The sequence below is a fragment of the Marinicella pacifica genome, assembly GCF_014636635.1.
GTDB lineage: Bacteria > Pseudomonadota > Gammaproteobacteria > Xanthomonadales > Marinicellaceae > Marinicella > Marinicella pacifica.
In genome coordinates this window covers 44,377-60,671 of sequence record NZ_BMEO01000007.1, presented here as the reverse complement: position 1 = coordinate 60,671, position 16,295 = coordinate 44,377, and the positions used below count along the sequence as shown (strand labels likewise).

29 protein-coding genes are annotated in these 16,295 nt (G+C 45.8%); all 29 read left to right on the top strand.

Annotation, left to right across the window (positions count from 1 at the left end):
• Positions 1 to 144: 144 nt before the first annotated feature.
• The 29 genes from rpsL (at position 145) to rpsD (ending at position 16,292) form a co-directional block, all read left to right on the top strand.
• Positions 145 to 516, top strand: coding sequence for a 30S ribosomal protein S12 (rpsL, locus tag IEV16_RS09315; protein ID WP_188365432.1), 372 nt, complete (start codon positions 145 to 147; stop codon positions 514 to 516).
• A 16-nt stretch (positions 517 to 532) separates the two neighbouring features.
• Positions 533 to 1,003 carry a 30S ribosomal protein S7 gene (gene rpsG / locus IEV16_RS09310; protein WP_188365431.1) on the top strand — a complete coding sequence of 157 codons (471 nt, stop codon included), beginning with the start codon at positions 533 to 535 and terminating at the stop codon, positions 1,001 to 1,003.
• Between the two features lie 24 nt (positions 1,004 to 1,027).
• Entirely contained in the window at positions 1,028 to 3,115 is a 2,088-nt protein-coding gene (fusA, locus tag IEV16_RS09305; protein ID WP_188365430.1) for an elongation factor G, read from the top strand.
• 19 nt (positions 3,116 to 3,134) lie between these two features.
• Positions 3,135 to 4,325 (top strand): elongation factor Tu, encoded by a 1,191-nt coding sequence (gene tuf, locus IEV16_RS09300; RefSeq protein ID WP_188365429.1) that lies wholly within the window; start codon positions 3,135 to 3,137, stop codon positions 4,323 to 4,325.
• Positions 4,326 to 4,382: 57 nt separating this feature from the next.
• Entirely contained in the window at positions 4,383 to 4,694 is a 312-nt protein-coding gene (gene rpsJ / locus IEV16_RS09295) for a 30S ribosomal protein S10 (protein WP_188365428.1), read from the top strand.
• Between the two features lie 10 nt (positions 4,695 to 4,704).
• The gene (gene rplC / locus IEV16_RS09290) at positions 4,705 to 5,325 is read left to right on the top strand and encodes a 50S ribosomal protein L3 (protein ID WP_188365427.1); all 621 of its coding nucleotides are present in this window, start codon (positions 4,705 to 4,707) and stop codon (positions 5,323 to 5,325) included.
• A gap of 20 nt (positions 5,326 to 5,345) precedes the next feature.
• Positions 5,346 to 5,951, top strand: coding sequence for a 50S ribosomal protein L4 (gene rplD, locus IEV16_RS09285; protein WP_188365426.1), 606 nt, complete (start codon positions 5,346 to 5,348; stop codon positions 5,949 to 5,951).
• Entirely contained in the window at positions 5,948 to 6,247 is a 300-nt protein-coding gene (rplW, locus tag IEV16_RS09280; protein ID WP_188365425.1) for a 50S ribosomal protein L23, read from the top strand. Before rplD ends, rplW begins: the two co-directional genes overlap by 4 nt.
• Before the next feature lie 14 nt (positions 6,248 to 6,261).
• Positions 6,262 to 7,089 carry a 50S ribosomal protein L2 gene (gene rplB / locus IEV16_RS09275; protein ID WP_188365424.1) on the top strand — a complete coding sequence of 276 codons (828 nt, stop codon included), beginning with the start codon at positions 6,262 to 6,264 and terminating at the stop codon, positions 7,087 to 7,089.
• A gap of 9 nt (positions 7,090 to 7,098) precedes the next feature.
• The gene (gene rpsS, locus IEV16_RS09270) at positions 7,099 to 7,374 is read left to right on the top strand and encodes a 30S ribosomal protein S19 (RefSeq protein WP_188365423.1); all 276 of its coding nucleotides are present in this window, start codon (positions 7,099 to 7,101) and stop codon (positions 7,372 to 7,374) included.
• Between the two features lie 5 nt (positions 7,375 to 7,379).
• Positions 7,380 to 7,715, top strand: a complete 336-nt coding sequence (rplV, locus tag IEV16_RS09265) for a 50S ribosomal protein L22 (protein WP_188365422.1) — start codon at positions 7,380 to 7,382, stop codon at positions 7,713 to 7,715.
• Positions 7,716 to 7,725: 10 nt separating this feature from the next.
• The gene (gene rpsC / locus IEV16_RS09260; protein ID WP_188365421.1) at positions 7,726 to 8,415 is read left to right on the top strand and encodes a 30S ribosomal protein S3; all 690 of its coding nucleotides are present in this window, start codon (positions 7,726 to 7,728) and stop codon (positions 8,413 to 8,415) included.
• Positions 8,415 to 8,828 carry a 50S ribosomal protein L16 gene (gene rplP / locus IEV16_RS09255; RefSeq protein ID WP_188365420.1) on the top strand — a complete coding sequence of 138 codons (414 nt, stop codon included), beginning with the start codon at positions 8,415 to 8,417 and terminating at the stop codon, positions 8,826 to 8,828. The genes rpsC and rplP overlap by 1 nt, the downstream gene beginning before the upstream one ends.
• Complete coding sequence (gene rpmC, locus IEV16_RS09250; RefSeq protein ID WP_188365419.1) at positions 8,828 to 9,016, top strand: 50S ribosomal protein L29; 189 nt, start codon at positions 8,828 to 8,830, stop codon at positions 9,014 to 9,016. Before rplP ends, rpmC begins: the two co-directional genes overlap by 1 nt.
• A 4-nt stretch (positions 9,017 to 9,020) precedes the next feature.
• Positions 9,021 to 9,281, top strand: a complete 261-nt coding sequence (rpsQ, locus tag IEV16_RS09245; protein WP_188365418.1) for a 30S ribosomal protein S17 — start codon at positions 9,021 to 9,023, stop codon at positions 9,279 to 9,281.
• Positions 9,282 to 9,292: 11 nt separating this feature from the next.
• Entirely contained in the window at positions 9,293 to 9,661 is a 369-nt protein-coding gene (gene rplN / locus IEV16_RS09240) for a 50S ribosomal protein L14 (RefSeq protein WP_188365417.1), read from the top strand.
• Positions 9,662 to 9,668: 7 nt separating this feature from the next.
• Positions 9,669 to 9,989, top strand: a complete 321-nt coding sequence (gene rplX / locus IEV16_RS09235; RefSeq protein WP_443093960.1) for a 50S ribosomal protein L24 — start codon at positions 9,669 to 9,671, stop codon at positions 9,987 to 9,989.
• A gap of 10 nt (positions 9,990 to 9,999) precedes the next feature.
• Positions 10,000 to 10,545, top strand: a complete 546-nt coding sequence (gene rplE / locus IEV16_RS09230; protein WP_443093959.1) for a 50S ribosomal protein L5 — start codon at positions 10,000 to 10,002, stop codon at positions 10,543 to 10,545.
• Between the two features lie 6 nt (positions 10,546 to 10,551).
• Positions 10,552 to 10,857, top strand: coding sequence for a 30S ribosomal protein S14 (rpsN, locus tag IEV16_RS09225; RefSeq protein ID WP_188365414.1), 306 nt, complete (start codon positions 10,552 to 10,554; stop codon positions 10,855 to 10,857).
• A 10-nt stretch (positions 10,858 to 10,867) separates the two neighbouring features.
• Entirely contained in the window at positions 10,868 to 11,263 is a 396-nt protein-coding gene (gene rpsH / locus IEV16_RS09220) for a 30S ribosomal protein S8 (protein ID WP_188365413.1), read from the top strand.
• A gap of 14 nt (positions 11,264 to 11,277) precedes the next feature.
• Positions 11,278 to 11,802: a 50S ribosomal protein L6 gene (rplF, locus tag IEV16_RS09215; protein ID WP_188365412.1), complete on the top strand. Its 525-nt coding sequence runs from the start codon at positions 11,278 to 11,280 to the stop codon at positions 11,800 to 11,802.
• A gap of 15 nt (positions 11,803 to 11,817) precedes the next feature.
• Complete coding sequence (rplR, locus tag IEV16_RS09210) at positions 11,818 to 12,177, top strand: 50S ribosomal protein L18 (RefSeq protein ID WP_443093958.1); 360 nt, start codon at positions 11,818 to 11,820, stop codon at positions 12,175 to 12,177.
• A gap of 19 nt (positions 12,178 to 12,196) precedes the next feature.
• On the top strand, positions 12,197 to 12,703 hold the full coding sequence (rpsE, locus tag IEV16_RS09205; RefSeq protein ID WP_188365410.1) for a 30S ribosomal protein S5: 507 nt from the start codon (positions 12,197 to 12,199) through the stop codon (positions 12,701 to 12,703).
• A complete protein-coding gene (gene rpmD / locus IEV16_RS09200) occupies positions 12,696 to 12,896 on the top strand; it encodes a 50S ribosomal protein L30 (RefSeq protein WP_425562584.1) in 201 nt (66 codons plus the stop codon). Before rpsE ends, rpmD begins: the two co-directional genes overlap by 8 nt.
• 15 nt (positions 12,897 to 12,911) lie before the next feature.
• Positions 12,912 to 13,343: a 50S ribosomal protein L15 gene (gene rplO, locus IEV16_RS09195; protein WP_188365409.1), complete on the top strand. Its 432-nt coding sequence runs from the start codon at positions 12,912 to 12,914 to the stop codon at positions 13,341 to 13,343.
• Between the two features lie 2 nt (positions 13,344 to 13,345).
• Complete coding sequence (secY, locus tag IEV16_RS09190; protein WP_188365408.1) at positions 13,346 to 14,707, top strand: preprotein translocase subunit SecY; 1,362 nt, start codon at positions 13,346 to 13,348, stop codon at positions 14,705 to 14,707.
• Between the two features lie 165 nt (positions 14,708 to 14,872).
• Complete coding sequence (gene rpsM / locus IEV16_RS09185) at positions 14,873 to 15,229, top strand: 30S ribosomal protein S13 (protein WP_188365407.1); 357 nt, start codon at positions 14,873 to 14,875, stop codon at positions 15,227 to 15,229.
• A gap of 37 nt (positions 15,230 to 15,266) precedes the next feature.
• Entirely contained in the window at positions 15,267 to 15,653 is a 387-nt protein-coding gene (rpsK, locus tag IEV16_RS09180) for a 30S ribosomal protein S11 (protein WP_188365406.1), read from the top strand.
• Between the two features lie 9 nt (positions 15,654 to 15,662).
• Positions 15,663 to 16,292 (top strand): 30S ribosomal protein S4, encoded by a 630-nt coding sequence (rpsD, locus tag IEV16_RS09175; protein ID WP_188365405.1) that lies wholly within the window; start codon positions 15,663 to 15,665, stop codon positions 16,290 to 16,292.
• The last annotated feature ends 3 nt before the right edge of the window (positions 16,293 to 16,295 follow it).

Below are 16,295 nucleotides of genomic sequence, written 5' to 3'. Positions count from 1 at the left end.
AAAATCTGTTCTTGACTATTGAGGGGTAAAAAACTAAAATCCCCGTTCTTTAATTCGACAGGCTGATTTTTTAATCGGCCTGTCGTTTATTTCTGGAGGTCTTTAAATTAATTAAATGCCTCTTCAATCAGGTAAATTTTGCATATGGCAACAGTAAATCAATTGGTTCGAAAACCAAGAAAAGACAACATTGAAAAAACAAATGTGCCCGCGCTGGAAGGCTGCCCCCAAAAACGGGGTGTTTGTGCGCGTGTCTATACCACAACGCCAAAAAAGCCAAACTCGGCTTTGCGTAAAGTGGCGCGTGTCAGATTAACTAACGGCTATGAGGTAACTTGCTATATTGGCGGTGAAGGACATAATTTACAAGAACACTCTATCGTATTGATTCGGGGTGGTCGTGTAAAAGACTTACCCGGTGTGCGTTACCACATTGTTCGCGGTGCACTGGACACTGCCGGTGTCAGTGAGCGCCGTCAGGGTCGATCAAAATACGGCGCAAAACGCCCTAAATAATCAATAGGTAGACATCATGTCGAGAAAAAGAAGCAATTTTAAACGAGAAGTATTACCGGATCCAAAGCACGGCAGTGAATTGATCAGTAAATACATCAATATGGTCATGAAAAGTGGCAAAAAAGCGGTCGCTGAGCGAATTGTTTATGGTGCCATGGAGCAAGTGGCTGCTAAAGAAAAAGGTGATATCGTTGAGATCACCGAACGCGCTTTAGAAAAAGTCAAGCCGATGGTTGAAGTCAAGTCGCGCCGTGTGGGTGGTGCCACTTACCAGGTGCCGGTGGAAGTGCGTCCTCGTCGCCAAATGGCTCTGGCCATGCGTTGGATGATTGATGCCGCCCGAAAACGGGGCGAATCCAACATGCCGTCCAAACTGGCCGGCGAAATGCTGGATGCCCTGCATGACCGTGGTGCTGCCATGAAACGACGTGAAGAAGTGCATAAAATGGCTGAAGCCAATAAGGCTTTTGCGCACTACCGTTGGTAATCACCTTAGGATTAGGATATTGAAGTGGGTCGCGATACAGACATTACAAAATACCGTAACATCGGTATTATGGCCCACATTGACGCCGGTAAAACAACCACCACAGAACGGATTCTGTTTTATACCGGTATCTCGCATAAGTTAGGCGAGGTCCATGATGGTAATGCCGTTATGGATTGGATGGAGCAAGAGCAAGAGCGGGGTATCACCATTACCTCTGCAGCCACCACCTGTTTTTGGCAGGGTATGGATGGTCAGTTTGACAAACACCGTATCAACATCATTGATACGCCCGGTCACGTTGATTTCACCATTGAGGTGGAGCGCTCGTTAAGGGTGTTAGATGGTGCGGTGGCAGTGTTTTGTGCCGTCGGAGGTGTTGAGCCGCAATCTGAAACCGTGTGGCGTCAGGCGGATAAATACCAGGTGCCGCGAATGGCTTTTGTCAATAAAATGGATCGCACCGGTGCCGATTTTAACCGTGTGGTTGAACAAATAAAAAACAGATTGGGTGCCAGGGCGGTGCCTGTTCAGTTGCCGATAGGCGCTGAAGACAGCTTTCAAGGCGTTATTGATTTACTCAGAATGCAGGCTGTTTACTGGGACGAAAGTGACATGGGCGTTACTTTTGAGCTCAAAGACATTCCGGCTGATTTATTGGATGCTGCACAAGCAGCCCGTGAGCTGGTTCTGGAAGCGGCCGCTGAGGCCAACGAAGGTCTGATGGACCAGTACCTTGAGTCAGGCGATTTAAGCTATGATGAAATCATCGCCGGCTTAAGAAAAGGAACCATTAATAACGAAATCGTATGTTGCTTGTGCGGCACGGCCTTTAAAAACAAAGGTGTTCAGGCCATGTTGGATAAGGTCATCGAAATTATGCCGGCCCCTACGGACGTACCGGCCATCTCAGGTGTTTTGCCGGATGGTGAACAGGGTGAGCGGCACCCGACTGATGACGATCCCTTTGCGGCACTGGCGTTTAAAATAGCGACCGATCCATTTGTGGGTAATTTGGTGTTTTTTCGGGTTTATTCAGGGGTGCTCAAATCCGGTGACACGGTATTCAACCCCATTAAAGACCGCAAAGAACGAATTGGACGCTTATTGCAAATGCACGCCAACAGCCGCGAAGAAGTGCAGGAAGTGCGGGCCGGTGATATTGTGGCTGCCGTTGGTTTGAAAGATGTCGGCACCGGTGAAACGTTGTGTGATGTGGATGAAGTCATCACTTTGGAGCGCATGGAATTTCCGGAACCTGTGATTGCAGTGGCGGTGGAGCCAAAAACCACCAGTGACCAGGAAAAAATGGCGACGGCTTTGGCAAAACTGGCTTTAGAGGATCCTTCCTTTAAAGTCGCCACGGATGAAGAATCCGGCCAAACCATTATCTCCGGTATGGGTGAGTTACATCTGGAGATTATTGTTGATCGGATGCAACGCGAATTTAAAGTGGCGGCCAATGTGGGTAACCCGCAGGTGGCATACCGCGAAACAGTGACAAAAGTTGTTGAACAAGAGGGTAAGTTTGTGAAACAATCCGGCGGTCGCGGCCAATATGGGCATGTAAAAATTAAAATTGAACCCATGGAACAGGGTTTTGGTTATGAATTTGTTAACAAAATATCAGGTGGTGTCATTCCGAAAGAATACATCGCACCGGTTGACAAAGGCATACAGGAACAAATGGCCAATGGTGTTTTGGCCGGTTATCCGGTAGTGGATTGTCGGGTGACATTATTTGATGGTTCATTTCATGAAGTGGATTCCAATGAAATGGCTTTTAAAGTGGCCGGTTCCATGGCGTTTAGAAACGGCGCCAAGGCTGCCGGGCCGGTGTTGCTTGAACCTATAATGCGGGTTGAAGTGGCGACACCGGAAGAATACATGGGTGATGTGGTTGGCGATGTTAATCGCCGACGTGGTGCCTTAGACGGCATTGATGATTCGCCCACCGGGAAAGTGATTAAGTGTCAGGTTCCCTTAGCAGAAATGTTTGGCTACGCCACAGCACTGCGCTCTGCGACCCAAGGTCGTGCCAGTTACTCGATGGAATTTGATCATTACAGCGAGGCACCGGCCGAGGTGTTGGCAGAAAAAACAGGATATTAATACATTTGAGAGATTGACGATGTCAAAAGAAAAATTTGAACGCACCAAGCCCCATGTAAACGTGGGCACAATCGGTCACGTTGACCACGGTAAAACGACCTTGACTGCAGCGATCACAAAAGTTGCTGCGGAAAAGCAAGGTGGTGATTTTAAAGATTACGATCAAATTGATAACGCGCCAGAGGAAAGAGAGCGTGGTATCACCATTTCTACGGCACACGTAGAATATGAAACCGACAACCGTCATTACGCCCACGTGGATTGTCCGGGCCACGCTGACTATGTGAAAAACATGATCACCGGTGCAGCACAAATGGATGGTGCGATTTTGGTTGTATCGGCCGCTGACGGTCCGATGCCACAAACCCGTGAGCACATTCTGCTGGCACGTCAGGTTGGCGTACCTTATATTGTTGTTTTCTTGAACAAATGTGACCAGGTTGATGACGAAGAGTTGTTGGAGTTGGTTGAAATGGAAGTTCGTGAGTTATTAAATGACTATGAGTTTCCAGGTGATGACACCCCATTGGTGAAAGGATCAGCCTTAAAAGCCTTAGAAGGCGACACCAGTGATATCGGGGTACCTGCTGTTGAGAAGCTGCTTGAGGAAATGGATTCTTATTTCCCTGAGCCTGAGCGTGACACAGCGAAACCATTTTTGATGCCGATTGAAGACATTTTCTCAATTTCAGGTCGCGGTACTGTGGTCACCGGCCGTATTGAAACCGGCATTGTGAATGTTGGTGACGAATTAGAGATTGTGGGTATCCGTGACACCACCAAAACCACGTGTACCGGAGTTGAAATGTTCCGTAAGTTACTGGATTCAGGTGAGGCCGGTGATAACGTGGGTATTTTGTTACGTGGTACCAAGCGTGATGATGTGGAGCGTGGTCAGGTACTGGCTAAGCCCGGTACGATTACACCGCACACTAAATTTGAAGCCGAAGTCTATGTATTGAGCAAAGACGAAGGCGGGCGTCACACCCCATTTTTCAAAGGATACCGTCCACAGTTTTATTTCCGTACCACGGATGTGACCGGTGCCTGTGAGTTACCTGAAGGCGTTGAGATGGTTATGCCTGGTGACAACGTTAAGATGGTTGTTGAATTAATTGCACCGATTGCGATGGACGAAGGTTTACGCTTTGCGATTCGTGAAGGTGGCCGTACTGTGGGTGCGGGTGTTGTGGCTAAAATTATTGAATAATTAATTAATCCCGGGCAATAGCGAAACGTTATTGCCCTTAATCAGAGGCAAATTAACATGGCTGGTCAAAAAATCAGAATTAGACTCAAAGCGTTTGATCATAAACTCATTGATCAATCGGCAGGCAGAATTGTCGATACGGCAAAACGAACCGGAGCCCAGGTCCGTGGACCGATTCCGTTACCGACAAAAATTGAGCGGTACACGGTATTGACATCTCCACACGTCAACAAAGACGCGCGGGATCAATATGAAATTCGTACCCACAAACGCTTGGTGGACATCGTTGATCCAAATGATAAAACAGTGGACGCATTGATGAAACTGGATTTATCTGCCGGTGTAGATGTTCAGATTCAATTGAATTAGGAGTTGAAAAATGTCATTAGGAATTATAGGTAAAAAAGTCGGAATGACGCGCGTTTTCAACGATAAAGGTGAGTCTGTACCAGTCACAGTTATCAATGTTGAGCCGAATATAGTGGCTCAGGTTAAATCCGTGGACACCGATGGTTATCAGGCCGTTCAGGTGACCACAGGTTCGCGTAAGCAATCTAAAGTCAATGCGCCAACGGCGGGCCATTTTAAAAAGGCCGGTATTGAAGCGGGTGCTGTCAGTAAAGAATTTCGCACTGATCAGGCATTCAGCGTCGGTGATGCCATTGAGCTGACTATGTTTGAAGACGGTCAGAAAGTGAATGTCACCGGCACCAGTAAAGGTAAAGGTTACCAAGGTGTTATTAAGCGTTATAACTTTCATATGCAAGACGCCACTCACGGTAACTCACTGAGTCACCGTGCGCCCGGCTCAATCGGCCAGTGCCAGACCCCCGGTCGCGTGTTTAAGGGCAAAAAAATGTCCGGACACATGGGTGCTGAACAAGTCACAACCCGTAATTTGGAACTGGTTAAAGTGGACGTGGAAAAAGGTCTGCTGTTAATCAAAGGTGCTGTGCCCGGTGCTAAACAAAGTTTGGTTGTGGTCAGCCCCTTAGCTTAAACAGATTTTGGAGAATTATTGTGGAACTGACAGTATCAGGAAAAAAACAAAAAGTTGACGTTTCAGAATCTGTTTTTAACAGAGATTATTCTGAAGCCTTGGTGCACCAGGTGGTGACCGCTTATCTGGCCACCGGTCGTGCCGGAACCAAAGCCCAGAAAAACCGCTCGGCGGTCAGCGGCGGCGGTTCAAAACCCTGGAAACAAAAAGGCACCGGCCGCGCCAGAGCAGGTACCATTCGCAGCCCGATATGGGTGGGTGGTGGTAAGACTTTTGCGGCATCGCCACGCGATTTCAGTCAAAAAGTCAACACCAAGATGTACCGCGCCGCCATGAAAACCATTCTTTCTGAGTTAAACAGAAATGAACGACTGGTTGTGGTGGACAGCTTAGACACGGCCAATGGCAAAACCAAGGAAGCCATTGAATTGTTGGCAAAGCATAAGGCTGATAAGGCATTGCTGGTTGATGTGACACCCAGTGATAACCTGGTACGTTCAACCAACAATCTGCCCCATGTTTATGTCATCAATGCTTTGGGTATAGACCCGGTTTCATTGGTGGCTGCCGATAAGGTGTTGATGACCGTTGATGCCATTAAACAGATTGAGGAGTGGTTAGCATGAGTTTAAATAATTTATACACAACAATTTTATCGCCGGTGATTTCAGAGAAATCAAACCGTGTGGGTGAATTAGCCAACCAGTATGTGTTTAAAGTGGCTAAATCAGCCAACAAACAACAAATTAAATCAGCCGTTGAGCAGTTGTTCAAAGTCGATGTACTCAATGTTTCGGTGTTAAACGTAAAAGGCAAAACCAAAAGTTTTCGCATGAAAACCGGTAAACGTCCGGATTGGAAAAAAGCCTACGTTCGCATCAAACAGGATCAGATGATTGACTTTGGCGCCAAAGCTGAATAATTAGGAGAGCAAAAGTGGCATTAATTAAACATAAACCAACTTCTCCGGGTCGTCGCGGTACCGTTAAAGTAAAACGGACCGATTTATATAAAGGTCGTCCCGAAGCCAGTTTGACAGAAAAGAAATCTAAAACAGGCGGTCGTAATAACAAGGGTCGTATTACCAGCAGACACATAGGCGGCGGTCACAAACAAAAATACCGTGTGATTGATTTTCGCCGTAACAAAGACGACATCAGTGCCAAAGTGGTGCGTATCGAATATGATCCAAACCGCAGTGCCTATATCGCTTTACTGCAATATACCGATGGTGAAAAGCGTTACATTCTGGCACCAAAAGAACTGGAGCCGGGTATGGAAGTTGTATCAGGTACTTCGGTGGCCATTAAAGTCGGTAACTGCTTGCCGTTGGATAATATTCCGGTGGGTACCGTTGTTCATAACGTGGAAATGAAACCCGGCAAAGGCGGACAATTGGCACGCAGTGCCGGCACTTCAGTTCGTTTGGTGGCCAAAGAAGGCATTTATGCCACATTACGATTACGTTCCGGAGAGACCCGCAAAGTTCCGGCGCAATGCCGCGCCACTTTGGGTGTGGTTTCTAACAGTGAGCACAATTTAGAAAAAATCGGCAAAGCCGGTGCCAGTCGTTGGCGAGGTATTCGCCCGACTGTACGGGGAGTTGCCATGAATCCAGTTGACCATCCGCACGGCGGTGGTGAAGGAAGGACCTCTGGTGGTCGTCATCCGGTTACACCGTGGGGCGTCTCCACTAAAGGACATAAAACGCGTAAAAACAAGCGAACAGATCAGTTCATTGTACGCAACAGAAACAAGAAATAAGGTAGCACTATGCCAAGATCGCTTAAAAAAGGCCCTTACGTTGATGTCAGCTTAATGAAAAAAGTTGACAAGGCCGTTGCAGAGAACAGTAAAAAACCCATTAAAACATGGTCGCGTCGATCCATGATTTTACCGGATATGGTCGGTTTAACTTTGGCTGTTCATAATGGTAAACAACATATTCCCGTGTTAATTTCAGAAGAAATGGTTGGTCATAAACTCGGTGAGTTTTCGCCCACCCGCACATTCAGATCGCACGTGGCGGATAAAAAGGCAAAAAGGTAAATACGATGGAAATTCAAGCTAAATTAAGAAGAGCCAACATATCGGCCCAAAAAGTGAGATTGGTGGCCAATCAGGTCCGCGGCATGAATGTAGAACAGGCTGAACAGCTGTTAACATTTAGCCCTAAGAAAGCGGCTCATATTGTCAAAAAAGCCTTGATGTCTGCTGTGGCCAACGCTGAGCATAACAACGGACTGGATGTGGATGACTTGTACATCAGCACCATTTACGTTGATGAAGGGCCAACGCTGAAAAGAGGTCGCGCGCGCGCGAAAGGTCGAGGTACACAAATTTTAAAAAGAACCAGCCACATCACTGTTAAAGTGGCTGAAGCATCATAAGGGCAAGATTATGGGTCAAAAAGTACATCCAACAGGAATCCGCTTAGGAATATCAAAACAGCATAATGCCAAATGGTACGCTGAAAAGGAGCAGTTTGCAGATCAGCTGGTCAAAGACATTAAAGTCCGTGACTACCTGCACGATAAATTATCGCATGCGTCCATCAGCCAGATTGAAATTGAACGTCCGGCTAAAAATGCCCGTGTCACCATCCACAGTGCCAGACCCGGTATTGTGATTGGTAAAAAAGGTGAAGACATCGAAAAACTTAAAAATGAGTTATCAAAAATGATGGGTTTGCCCACACATGTCAGTGTCAATGAAATTCGCAAACCTGAATTAGATGCCTTCTTAGTGGCTCAGGGCATTGCCTCTCAGTTAGAACGCCGGATTATGTTTCGCCGTGCCATGAAACGTGCTGTCAGCAGTGCCATGCGTCTGGGTGCCTTGGGTATTCGGGTTGCCGTAGCCGGCCGATTAAATGGTGCAGACATCGCCCGGACTGAATGGTATCGTGAAGGTCAGGTGCCCTTACACACCTTGCGTGCTGACATTGATTATGCCACCGCTAAGGCCTTTACAACTTATGGCATTATCGGCATTAAAGTATGGATTTACAAAGGTGAGGTGTTTGATTTAGAGCAGCATTCTCAGGAAAAGGACAGTAAAAGCAACAAAAAGTCTCGGGGTAAAAAATAATGTTACAGCCGAAAAGAACTAAATACAGAAAACAACAAAAAGGCCGAAACCGCGGATTGTCAAACAGTGGCAACAAAGTCAGTTTCGGAGATTTTGGATTAAAGGCCACGACCAGGGGATTACTGACAGCGCGTCAAATTGAAGCCGGTCGTCGTGCCATCACCCGTCACGTAAAACGTGGCGGAAAATTATGGATTCGCGTGTTCCCTGACAAGCCGGTTACTGCTAAACCGATTGAGGTTCGTATGGGTAAAGGTAAAGGTAACATCGAATATTGGGCAGCTGCCATTAAGCCCGGTCGAGTCATCTATGAAATTCAAGGTGTTTCAGAAGACGTGGCAAAAGCAGCTTTTGAAAAAGCAGGTGCTAAGTTCCCTGTGCAAACAACATTCGTTAAACGGACGGTGATGTAATGCAAGCGAAAGAATTAAAAGACAAAGATCTTGCACAGTTGCAGGAACAGCTTAACGGGCTTTTACAAAAGCAATTTGATTTGCGCATGGCCCGTGGTAACGGACAACTCAACAAAGTGCATTTATTACGCCAAGTGCGTCGTGATATTGCCCGTGTTAAGACCGTTATGAATCAGGTAAGAGGATAATCCGATGGCAACAGAAACAAACAAGATCAGAACTAAAAGTGGTCTGGTGACCAGCAATAAAATGGACCAAACGGTAACCGTTTTGATTGAACGCACCATTAAACATCCACTGTATAAAAAATACATAAAAAAATCGACCAAAATACATGCGCACGATGCCGATAACAAATGTCAGGAAGGTGACATTGTTAAAATCGCTGAATGCCGACCCATTTCCAAGACCAAATCCTGGAAAGTGGTTGAAATTGTTACGTCGAACGATTAAGGGGTACTGATATGATACAGATGCAAAGCAGATTATCCGCGGCTGATAACTCAGGTGCCAAAGAAGTGCAATGTGTAAAAGTGTTGGGTGGATCCAAACGACGTTATGCCGGCATCGGCGACATCATTAAGGTTTCAGTCAAACAAGCCATTCCGCGCGGTAAAGTTAAGAAAGGTGAAGTTTATAACGCCGTGATTGTGCGTACCCGCAAAGGTGTCCGCAGAAGCGATGGCTCATTGATTCGTTTCGACGGCAACGCCGTGGTTATGCTGAATTCAAAATTGGAGCCCATTGGTACACGTATTTTCGGGCCCGTAACACGTGAACTCAGATCCGGTAATTTCATGAAAATTATTTCATTGGCTCCGGAAGTATTATAAGGAAACGATTATGCAAAGAATTAAACAAGGCGATGAAGTTATCGTTATCACCGGACGCAGCAAAGGCCAGACAGGCAAAGTGCTTAAAGTTCTGAAAGACGGGCGTTTACTTGTTAACGGTGTCAATACAGTTAAAAAACATGTTAAACCAAACCCGCAGTTAGAAGAAAAAGGTGGAATTAAAACACAGGAAGCGCCTATTCAAGCTTCTAACGTAATGCTGTATAATGCCGCATCCGGAAAAGGCGAGCGCGTTGGTTTTAAAGTGACTGAAGACGGCCGAAAAGTGCGTGTTTTTAAGTCAAACGGCGAACAGGTTGACGCCTAACAAGAGAATTATTATGGCCAGATTAGAAAAATACTACAAAGAAAAAGTGGTTCCTAAACTGATGGAAACCGGCAGATTCGACAATGTGATGGATGTACCACGTATCACAAAAATCACTTTGAACATGGGTGTCGGCGAAGCGGTTGGGAACAAAAAAATATTAACCCATGCCACCGAAGACATGGCAAAAATTGCCGGTCAAAAACCCATCGTTACCGAGTCACGTAAATCTGTGGCCGGTTTTAAAATTCGTGATGGTTGGCCGATTGGTTGCAAAGTGACCCTGAGACGTCAAAAAATGTATGAATTTTTGGATCGTCTGGTGAATGTTTCCTTGCCCCGAGTTCGTGATTTTCGTGGATTGAACCCTAAATCTTTTGACGGACGGGGTAATTATTCCATGGGCGTTAAAGAGCAAATTATTTTTCCAGAAATCGATTACGATAAAATTGACGAAATCCGTGGGATGGATATCACCATCACCACCGATGCAAAAAACGATGCTGATGCACGTTTGTTGCTTGATCAATTCGATTTTCCATTCAAAGGCAGGTAATCTAACATGGCAAAGAAATCAATGGTCCAACGTGACCTAAAAAGAGCAAGAATCGTTGCGAAGTATGCTGAGAAACGTGCCGCATTGAAAAAAATTATTCAAGACCCCAACACGTCTTATGAAGACATGATGGCTGCACAGGAAGCTTTGCAAAAATTACCGAGAAACTCTTCGCCGGTGCGTATGCGCAACCGTTGTCAGGTTTCCGGTCGTCCACGCGGTTATTACAGAAAATTTGGTTTAAGTAAGTTGCAGTTACGTGAAGCCGCCATGCGTGGTGATATTCCGGGCTTAACAAAAGCCAGCTGGTAAGGAGATAAAAATGAGTTTAAGTGATCCTATTTCAGACATGATCTGCAGCATTAAAAATGCGCAGGCGGTCAATAAAAAAAGCACCCTGACACCGGCTTCAAAAATGAAGAAAGGTATTCTTTCCGTGATGCAGCAAGAAGGTTATATCCGCTCTTTCGAAACAGTCGAAAAAGACGGTCATCCCTATTTGCAAATCAACATTAAATACCACCGCAATCAACCCGTCATTGAAGACATTAAGCGTGTCAGCAAACCGGGTCTACGTCAATACCGCGGAAAACATGATCTGCCACGCGTGGATGCCGGTTTTGGGACCGCCATTATTTCAACCTCACAAGGCATCATGTCCGATAAGTCTGCCCGTGAAGCAGCCATCGGCGGTGAAGTGCTTTGTGTGCTTAAATAACTCGGAGTGATAAGATGTCAAGAATAGCAAACCAACCGATTGCCATCGCTGACAAAGTGGATGTTACCATTAAAGACCGTGAAGTTTCAGTCAAAGGACCCAAAGGCACCTTACTGTTTCAATTGCACCCGACTGTACAATTGGAAAAAAATGACAGTGAACTTACCGTCAAAGCGGCACCCGACCACATGTCTATGGCGGGCACCATGCGTACCATGGTGGCCAACATGATTGAAGGTGTTACCAATGGCTTCACCAAAAAGTTACAGTTAACCGGGGTTGGTTACCGAGCCAGTTTAAAAGGCAAAGACCTGGATTTAAACCTCGGGTTTTCGCACCCGGTGGTTTATCAGGCCCGTGAAGGCATCACTTTTGAAGTGCCGACTCAAACAGAAATTGTGGTCAGTGGCATTGACAAGCAAGTGGTTGGCCAAGTGGCCGCAGAAATCAGAGCCATCAGACCACCTGAGCCTTACAAAGGTAAAGGTGTTAAATACGCTGATGAAAGAATTTACAGAAAAGAGGCCAAGAAAGCGTAATGCTTTCTTGAGATAATCATGCATCAGAAAAACAGCAAAAGATTAAAAAAAGCAACCAAAACACGGATTAAATTGCGTCAGTTGGCCATGCCCTCATTAAGTGTTCATAAGACCAACCAGCACATCTATGCGCAAATTTTTTCAGGTGACGGTGAAACCACATTGGTGTCTGCATCGACCAAAGAAAAAGGGTTGATTAAAGACGGTGAGTCAGGCTGTAACATTAAAGCCGCTCAAGCCGTGGGAAAAGCCATCGCAGAAAAAGCCCAGAAAGCCGGTATTGAAACCGTTGGTTTTGACCGATCGGGTTACCAGTACCATGGCAAAGTGAAAGCTTTGGCTGAGGCCGCGCGAGAAGCCGGGTTGAAATTTTAAGAATTAGTAGAGAAATATTATGGCAGAAAAAGATCAAGGCGATAATTTAATGGAACGATTGGTCACCGTGAACCGCGTCGCAAAAGTGGTTAAAGGTGGTCGTCAATTCGGATTTGCTGCATTGACAGTTGTCGGCGACGGAAAAGGTAAAATTGGTTTTGGTTACGGCAAAGCAAAAGAAGTTCCCGTGGCCATTCAAAAAGCCATGGAGCAAGCCCGTAAAAATACGGTTGAAGTTGATTTGCACGGCAACACTTTATGGCACGCTACTAAAGCCAAGCACTCAGGTTCACGCGTGTATATGCAACCAGCTTTAGAAGGTACCGGCGTGATTGCCGGTGGTGCGATGCGGGCTGTTTTTGACGTCGTAGGTGTCGAAAACGTACTGGCCAAATCCCAGGGATCAAATAATCCCATTAATTTGGTTCGCGCCACCATCAAAGGTTTACAAAAAATTACATCACCGGATACTGTGGCCGCCAAGCGTGGTAAAACCGTTGAGGAGGTAATGGAAAATCATGGCTAAAACAAAAAAAGTGGGTCAGCTTAAAGTGACCCAGATTAAAAGCACCAATAAATCATTGGCGAACCATAAAGCATGCGTCAGAGGTTTGGGTATCCGTAAAATACACCAATCCCGTATCGTAGATGCAACCCCGGAAAATCTGGGCATGATTCGTACGGCGAGTCATTTGTTGGCTGTTGAAGACGTTAAATAAACGAGGTTTATTATTATGAAATTAAATACCATTAAACCGGCGGCGGGCGCCACCAAAGCATCAAAGCGAGTCGGTCGCGGTATCGGTTCAGGTTCCGGTAAAACCTGCGGACGCGGCCACAAAGGTCAAAAATCACGCTCAGGCGGATTTCATAAAGTGGGTTTTGAAGGCGGCCAATTGCCGATTTTCAAACGCTTGCCTAAATTTGGCTTTACGTCAAAAATCGCGCCAACCCGTGCAGAAGTTTGTTTGTACCATTTAAATGGCCTGAACAGCGATGAAGTGAGCATTGACACCTTAATTGATGCCGGTCTGGTTAAACGCGGCGTGACTAAAGTGAAAGTGATTAACACCGGCCAGTTGGATAAGGCCATCACTGTCAACGGACTGCAAGTCACCAAAGGGGCTCAAAAAGCGATTGAAGCCGCCGGTGGAAAAGTGGCATAACCATGTCAAGCAGACAAGAGCAAGTTGAAAAATTACTCGGCAATAAAAAAGGCCTGGGTGAATTAAAGAGCCGCATTCTTTTTGTGATCGGCGCTTTGGTGGTTTATCGCATGGGTACGTTTTTACCGGTGCCCGGCGTTAACCCTCAGGTACTGGCTGACCTGTTACAACAAAACTCAGGTGGCTTATTGGACATGTTCAATATGTTCTCCGGGGGTGCTTTGGGTCGTTATTCGATATTTGCTTTGGGTGTGATGCCTTATATCACGGCCGCCATTATTATGCAGATATTGGGTCACACCATGCCGACATTGCGTGAACTGAAAAAAGACGGTGAAACCGGAAAGCGAAAAATCACCCAATACACCCGGTACTTTACCATTGCGCTGGCTGGTTTTCAGGCTTACAGTATTTCTTTTTCATTGCAAAAACTGGGCTTTGTGGGTGCCAACGCAGTGGTACCGCAACCCGGATTCGGCTTTTTGTTTACTGCCACGATTTCATTAACCGGGGGCACCATGTTCCTGATGTGGCTGGGTGAACAAATTACCGAACGGGGTATCGGCAATGGTATATCGCTGATTATTTTCGCCGGTATTGTGGTGAACTTACCAAGCGCCGTGTTTTCTGTGTTCCAGATGGTCAGTGAAGGCCAGCTCAATGCTTTAACCGCTATTTTCTTATTGGCACTGGCTTTGGGTTTAACCACCTTTATTGTGTTTGTGGAACGCGGTCAACGCCGGGTCACCATGCAGTTTGCCAGACGCGGCGGACGTCAGGCAACACAGGCACAGACCTCTTATTTGCCGATGAAAATTAATATGTCCGGTGTGATACCGCCTATTTTTGCGTCGTCACTGGTGTTATTTCCCGGCACCATTGCCAGTTTTGCCGGTCAGAATGAAGGCTTTGAATGGCTGACTGACTTATCGCAGCAGTTATCCCCGGGTAACACCCTGTATCTGGTGTTTTACGGTGCTTTGATTGTGTTCTTTACTTATTTTTATACCGCTTTAACCTTTAATTCGGATGAAACAGCGGATAATTTGAAACGTCAGAGCGCGGTCATTCCCGGTATTCGTCCCGGTAAACAAACCGCCAACTATTTAGATGGTGTACTCAATCGTGTAACGCTGTGGGGTTCCATGTATTTGTTGGGTGTCTGTTTGTTACCGGATATATTGAATTCAGCCCTGGCGGTACCTTTTGCCATTGGCGGAACCGGCTTATTGATTGTTGTGGTGGTTGCCATGGACTCAATGGCCCAGTTACAAAATCATCTGGTTTCACAACAATATGAATCTGTGTTAAAAAAATCAGATATTAAAAATTATCGCCGATCTTCATCCAAGATTCGACGTTAATTGACTCACATAATCAGTGCACAATACCTTGATAAAATAATCATGGTATTGTGCACTGTGTTGTATTATAATTTGCGCCCTTTTTTGGGCAAAAGTACAGGTTTTATACCTAATTAGTGTAATAAAAATCGGCTTTTTGCCGGTTTAGAGGAACAGGAGTAGAACATGGCTCGTATAGCGGGTGTAAACATTCCGGATACTAAGCACGCTTGGATTGGTCTTACCAGTATATATGGTGTCGGCCGAACAAGGGCTTATGAGATCTGTGACAAAGCAGGGGTTAATCCTGCACAAAAAGTGGGTCAGCTTGATGAAGCTGAACTGGATAAATTACGATCTGTGGTTGGTGAATTCACTGTTGAAGGTGATTTACGTCGTGAAGTGGCCATGGATATTAAACGTCTGATGGACTTGGGCTGTTACCGCGGCTTAAGACATCGTCGTGGATTACCGGTGCGTGGTCAAAAAACCAAGAATAACAGCCGTACCCGAAAAGGTCCAAAAAAACCAATTAGACGTTAATTAAATAACTCTTTGCGATATTAGATAGAGAATTGTAATGGCAAGACCACAAAAAACGAAAAAGAAAGTAAAACGAACTGTTGTTGACGGAATCGCTCACGTACACGCGTCGTTCAACAATACCATCATCACAATCACCGACAGACAAGGTAACGGTTTGTCGTGGGCAACGGCTGGTGGGTCTGGATTTAGAGGTTCAAGAAAAAGCACTCCTTTTGCAGCTCAAGTCGCTGCTGATAAAGCCGGTCAAGTGGCTTTAGAATATGGAATGAAAAACATTGAAGTTCGCATCAAAGGTCCAGGTCCAGGTCGAGAATCCTCTGTCAGAGCACTCAATGCCCTCGGAATACGCGTCACCAACATCGTTGATATTACACCCATTCCTCACAACGGTTGCAGACCGCCGAAGAAGCGTCGGGTATAGGAGAATAACATGGCAAGATATTTAGGACCAAAATGTAAACTGGCCCGTCGTGAAGGCGTTGACTTGATGACCAAAAGTCCTGCGCGCGCGATGGAAACAAAATGTAAATTAGACGTTGCACCCGGTCAACACGGATTGGCCGCGAAACGCAATAAACCGTCAGATTATGCCTTGCAGTTGCGTGAAAAACAAAAAGTGCGCAGAACCTATGGCATTTTAGAAAAACAGTTTGTGAATTATTATAAAAAAGCCGTGCGCCAAAAAGGTGCCACCGGTGAAAACCTGTTAAAACTGTTGGAAACACGACTCGATAACGTTGTTTATCGTATGGGCTTTGCGGTCACCCGCAATGAGGCCCGTCAATTGGTCAGCCATAAATCTATTATGGTTAATGGTCAGGTATGCAATATCCCGTCTTACGAAGTTAAAGCCGGTGACGAAGTTGAAGTGCGTGAAAAATCCAAAAAGCAATTGCGTATTAAGCAAGCGCTTGAGTTATGGCAAGAAATGAACCTGTTTGCCGATTGGGTGAGTGTTGATGGCACAAAAATGAAAGGTGAATTTAAATCGGTACCGAACCGTGAAGATTTACCGGCAGACATCAATGAAAACCTGATTGTAGAGCTGTATTCTAAATAACCT